This is a genomic window from Rhizobacter sp. P3_B12, from assembly GCF_056402895.1.
Genome location: NZ_JBFUGN010000444.1, coordinates 1 through 4,923 on the forward strand (window position 1 = coordinate 1; position 4,923 = coordinate 4,923).

The following is a 4,923-nucleotide window of genomic DNA, read 5'->3' on the forward strand; positions in this document are numbered from 1 at the left end:
CCACGATTGCACCCTACCTGCGCAGCGCGAAGCAGGATTGGGAGGAAGGCATCGGGCATGCGAAGGCCGGCGACTGGCGCAGCGCCGAGAGCGCCTTCCTGCGCGCCACCGAGCGCGAGCCGCAGGACAACCTCTACCTGGTGAACCTGGCACGCGCACAGATGAAGAACGGCGCGCACGAGAAGGCATTGCAGTCGGCCTCGGCCGCCCTCAAGCTGCAACCGGACGATCCGGTGGCCCGCATCATCGCCGCCGAATGCCTGCACGCGCAGCACCGCTACGCCGAGGCGGCCACCTGCCTGCAGCAACAGCCCGCGCACGTGCCGCGCAGCACCGAGTACCACCAGACCCTCGGCATGGCGCTCTTCAACGCGAACCAGCACCAGGCCGCGATCACCGCCTTGTTCGATGCACTGGCGCGCAACATCGACCACGCGCTGTCGCACTTCCGGCTCGGCCTGGCCTTCAATGCGCTGGGCATGAAGGCCGAAGCCACCGAATGCCTGCGCACCTCGCTCGTGCTAGGCCTCGGCCCGGGCGACCTGGCCGCRCAAAGCGTGCTGACCTTCATCGAACGCGAGCTGTGCCGCTGGGACCATGCCCGCGAGGACCTGGCGGCGCTGGAGCGCATGGCCGCCGCGCTGCCGGCCGATGCCGACCGCTGGGCCGCCGTGTTCGCGCAGACCACGCTGACCGCCGACCCCCAGGTGCAGCTGCGCATCGCCCGCTCGTGCTGGCGCTTCCACATGCGCGGGATCAAGCCGTTCGCACCGGTCGCGCCTCGCCCGCTGCCCACGCGGCTGCGCGTCGGCTTCGTCTCGGCCGACTTCCATCACCACGCCACCGCGCTCCTGATGGCCGAGGTGTTCGAGAAGCTCGACCGCAGCCGCTTCGACGTCACGCTCTATTCGCACGGCCCCGAAGACGGCAGCGAGATGCGCCAGCGGCTGCGCCGCGCGGCCGACCGCTTCGACGACGTGAGCAAGCGCGGCGAGCTGGAAGTGGCGCAGCAGATCCGCAGCGACCAGATCGATGTGCTGGTCGACCTGAAGGGCCACACCCGCGACGGCCGGCTGAAGATCTTCGGCCACCGGCCGGCGCCGGTGCAGGTGAGCTTCCTCGGCTTTCCGGGCAGCACCGGGTCCGACGCAATCGACTACTTCATCGGCGACGCCATCGTCTCGCCGCTCGACCATGCCGCGCACTACAGCGAGAAGCTCGCGCTGATGCCCGGCTGCTACCAGCCGAACGACCGCCAGCGCCCGCTGCCCGGCCCCTGCACCCGGGCCCAGGTCGGTTTGCCGGAAGACGCGCTGGTGCTGTGCGGCTTCAACCAGCCGTTCAAGCTGTCTCCCGAGGTGTTCGACGTCTGGTGCCGGCTGCTGCACCGCATCCCGAACTCGGTGCTGTGGCTGCTGCAATGGAACGAGCATGCGCCGGCCCTGCTGCGTGCCGAGGCCAAGGCACGCGGCATCGATACCGAGCGCCTGGTGTTCGGCCCGAAGGTCGGCCTGCGCGAGCACCTGAGCCGCCTGCCGCTCGCCGACCTGTACATCGACGCCTGGCCCTGCAACGGCCACACCACGGCCAGCGATGCGCTGTGGGCCGGCGTGCCGGTCGTCACCTACACCGGCCAGTCCTTCGCATCGCGCGTCGCGGCCAGCCTGCTGGATGCCGTCGGCCTGCCTCAGCTGTCCTGCAACACGCTGGCCGACTACGAGGCCCGCATCGTCGAGCTCGCCGGTGACGCTTCGGCGCGCCAGGCGCTGCGCGACCATCTGATCGTCGCCCGCGACACCGCGCCGCTGTTCGACAGCGACACCTGGACGCGCGACTTCGGCCGCCTGCTGTGGGCGATGGCCGGACGCTGGTCGCAGGGCCTGCCGCCCGACCACATCGTCCTCGCCCCCGAACACGCCGAAGGAGCCTGCGCATGAGCACGATCGAGCTGCCCGCCATCCACCTGTGCATCGTCCAGCCCGCGGGCTACGTGCATTCGCTCGGCTTCCTCGACCAGGCGCGCTACTTCCGCCACCAGTTCCGCCGCATGGGCGCCGAGGTGAGCCTCGCGAAGAACCGGCTGCGCCATGACGCGGTGAACTTCGTGTTCGGCGCCCACCTCGGTTTCGACGCCGCGCTGCGCGAGCGCCACACCTGCGTGTTCGTGAACCTCGAGCAGCTCGGCCGCGGCGGCGCGCCGGTCAGCGACGACTACCTGAAGCTGCTGGCCGGCTCGGCGGTCGTCGAGTACGACGCCGACAACATCGCCGCGTACACGAGCCATGCCGCCGACGTGCCGGTGTTCCCGCTGCTGTTCGCGCCCTACCTGAAGCCGGCGCAGTCCGTGCCGCTGGAAGCGCGCCCGATCGACCTGCTGTTCATCGGCAGCATGAACCCGCGCCGGCTCGAGATGCTCCAGCGCATCGAGGCCACCGGCCGGCGCGTCGCGAAGTTCGACCACCCGCTGTACGGCCCGGAGCGCGACGAGGTGATCCTGCAGGCCAAGGCGGTCGTGAACCTGCACTTCTACCCGACCAGCCGCTTCGAGCAGGCGCGCGTGTCGCACTGCCTGTCGCTGGGCACGCCGGTGCTGTCCGAGCGCCGGCCGCAGACCCGCCCGCACGAGGCCTTCGAGGATTGCGTCAGCTGGTTCGACGAAACCAGCCTCGACGAGGTGTTCGGCCGGCAGCTCGGCACGCCGGCGTTCTTCGAGCAGGCGCGCGCGCAGCTGCAGCGCTTCGAGGCCAGCGACCCGATCGAGGCCTATGCCGACATCATGGCGTTCGCCGTGGGCTATGCCCGCGTGCACCAGGAGCGCCGGCCGCAGGAGCCATGGCGGCCGACCCGCATCAACCTCGGTTCGGGCAAGGACTACAAGCCCGGCTGGTTCAACATCGACATCCTCGAGCGCGCCCAGCCCGACCTGGTGCTCGACCTCGGCCAGCCGGTGCAGTGGCCGCACCGGGCAAGCTCGTCGTACGGCGGCGACATGCTGCTGGCCGAGGACAGCGTCGACATGATCTTCGCGAACAACGTGCTCGAGCACGTGCCCGACCTGCCGACGCTGATGGGCAACTGCCTCGCGCTGCTGAAGACCGGCGGCCAGTTCATCATCGAGGTGCCGTACGAGCACGCGGCGACCGCCTGGCAGGACCCGACCCACCTGCGCGCGCTGAACGAGAAATCGTGGCTCTACTACACCGACTGGTTCTGGTACCTCGGCTGGTTCGAGCACCGCTTCCAGCTGGCGCAGTTCCACTACCTCGACGACGCGCTGCGCGAATGCCCGAAGGAGCGCGCCGCCTTCATGCGCGTCGTGCTGGCCAAGATGGAGACCTCGCTGCGCGAGCGCACCACCGCCCGGGTGATGCGGGCCGATTTCGCGCTGCCGGACGACATGTCCGACGCCTACGCGGCCGACCTGGCGGCCTTGTCGGCCTGAAACCTGCCTGAAAAACCCTCTTTACCTACCGGAGAAGACCGCCCAGGCGGTCTTTTTTTCGTTCTGCGACAAGCACTTGCGTTCGCGCTTCAGCTTCCCCGGCAGCCGTGTAGGAATTTGCCTGACAGGGGGCATGGAAGAAGCTGGACTCAAGCGACAGAACTGACCTGATGTTTGGGTCCATCTTGCGTCTTCACAATTCGTTCCACGTTGAGACAAGTAGCAAGTAACCCGCAACACACACCAAGGAACGAGACATGAACGCCGACCAAATCCTGACCGAAATCCGTGAAGCCAACCTGTCGTACCTGATGCTGGCCCAGAGCCTGATCCGCAGCGACCGCGAGCAAGCGCTGTACCGCCTGGGCATCAGCGACGAGAGCGCTTCCCTGATCGGTCTGCTGACGCCGGCGCAGATGATGAAGGTGGCTGCCAGCAACACGCTGCTGTGCCGCTTCCGCATGGACGACGACCTGGTGTGGGGCCTGCTGACCAACCATGGCAAGGCTGCCTCGAACGACACGACGAGCCGCCTGCACGCCAGCATCCTGATGGCCGGTCGCCACCACGAAGCTGCCTGAGCCTCGCGACCGCCGCAGCTGCCACAACCACACAAGATTCCGGAGAGAGACATGACCCGCACCAAGAGCATCCTGACCGAAGCCAAGCAGATCGAACGCGCCGTGACGTTGATCAACCTGGGTGCGCGCCTGCAGGTGCTGGAGTCTGAAACCGACCTGTCCTACGAGCGCCTGCTGCGCTTGTACAAGGAAGTCTCCGGCAAGTCGCCGAGCAAGGGCCAGCTGCCCTTCTCCACCGACTGGTTCATGACCTGGCAGCCGAACATCCATGCCTCGCTGTTCCTGAACATCCACGAATACCTGAACAAGGTGGCCGAGATGGACGAGATCGACACCGTCATCAAGGCTTACCAGCTGTACTCGGAGCAGACGCAGGCGCAGGGCCTGGAAGCGCTGCTCTCGGTGACCCGCGCCTGGCGCCTGGTGAAGTTCGTCGACAACGGCATGTTGACGATGACCAAGTGCTCGAAGTGCGGCGGCCATTTCGTCAGCCACCCGCACGAGATCTCCAAGCACTACGTGTGCGGCCTGTGCAACCCGCCGGCCCGTGCCGGCAAGGGCAAGGCCTCGGGTGGCATCCAGATGCATTGAGCCGTGCGCTCAAGTCGGCCGCGGGATGGCCGACAACCTCTCAACGATTTCTGTTCTTCCCTGGGTAGTGTGAGTTAGCGACTTTTGTTTTCTTGATCTCCTCCTGGCGCTGAAAAGTGCTTTCAACGGACCTCTCGGGGTCCGTTTTTCTTTCTCACTGCGTGAGGCTGCTGCCGGGTCTCGCCCCGGACGCTGCGCTGTGCTTGCTGGCCGGTTTCGCCCGGCCGGGCGAGTCACTTTCATTTGAGCCCAAATGAAAGTAACCAAAGCAAAGGGCTTCAATACAACACCATACGGTTCGTTCTGCCC

At 67.0% G+C, this 4,923-nt stretch carries 4 protein-coding genes; all 4 read left to right on the forward strand.

Going from position 1 to position 4,923, the window contains the following annotated elements; all coding sequences use genetic code 11:
* Window positions 1-1,937: O-linked N-acetylglucosamine transferase, SPINDLY family protein (locus AC1D01_RS20765; protein WP_477869618.1), on the forward strand; the 1,937-nt coding region annotated here is incomplete at its 5' end.
* Window positions 1,934-3,442, forward strand: coding sequence for a class I SAM-dependent methyltransferase (locus AC1D01_RS20770; protein ID WP_477869619.1), 1,509 nt, complete (start codon window positions 1,934-1,936; stop codon window positions 3,440-3,442). The genes AC1D01_RS20765 and AC1D01_RS20770, both read left to right, overlap by 4 nt.
* 257 nt (window positions 3,443-3,699) lie before the next feature.
* Window positions 3,700-4,023, forward strand: coding sequence for a flagellar transcriptional regulator FlhD (gene flhD, locus AC1D01_RS20775; protein ID WP_047510164.1), 324 nt, complete (start codon window positions 3,700-3,702; stop codon window positions 4,021-4,023).
* 51 nt (window positions 4,024-4,074) lie between these two features.
* On the forward strand, window positions 4,075-4,614 hold the full coding sequence (flhC, locus tag AC1D01_RS20780; RefSeq protein WP_047510166.1) for a flagellar transcriptional regulator FlhC: 540 nt from the start codon (window positions 4,075-4,077) through the stop codon (window positions 4,612-4,614).
* Window positions 4,615-4,923 lie beyond the last annotated feature (309 nt).

What these genes read in the sequence shown, in the direction of transcription:
- flhC (WP_047510166.1), top strand. Translation starts at nt 4,075, where the DNA reads ATGACCCGCACCAAGAGCATCCTGACCGAAGCCAAGCAGATCGAACGC.
- AC1D01_RS20770 (WP_477869619.1), top strand. Translation starts at nt 1,934, where the DNA reads ATGAGCACGATCGAGCTGCCCGCCATCCACCTGTGCATCGTCCAGCCC.
- flhD (WP_047510164.1), top strand. Translation starts at nt 3,700, where the DNA reads ATGAACGCCGACCAAATCCTGACCGAAATCCGTGAAGCCAACCTGTCG.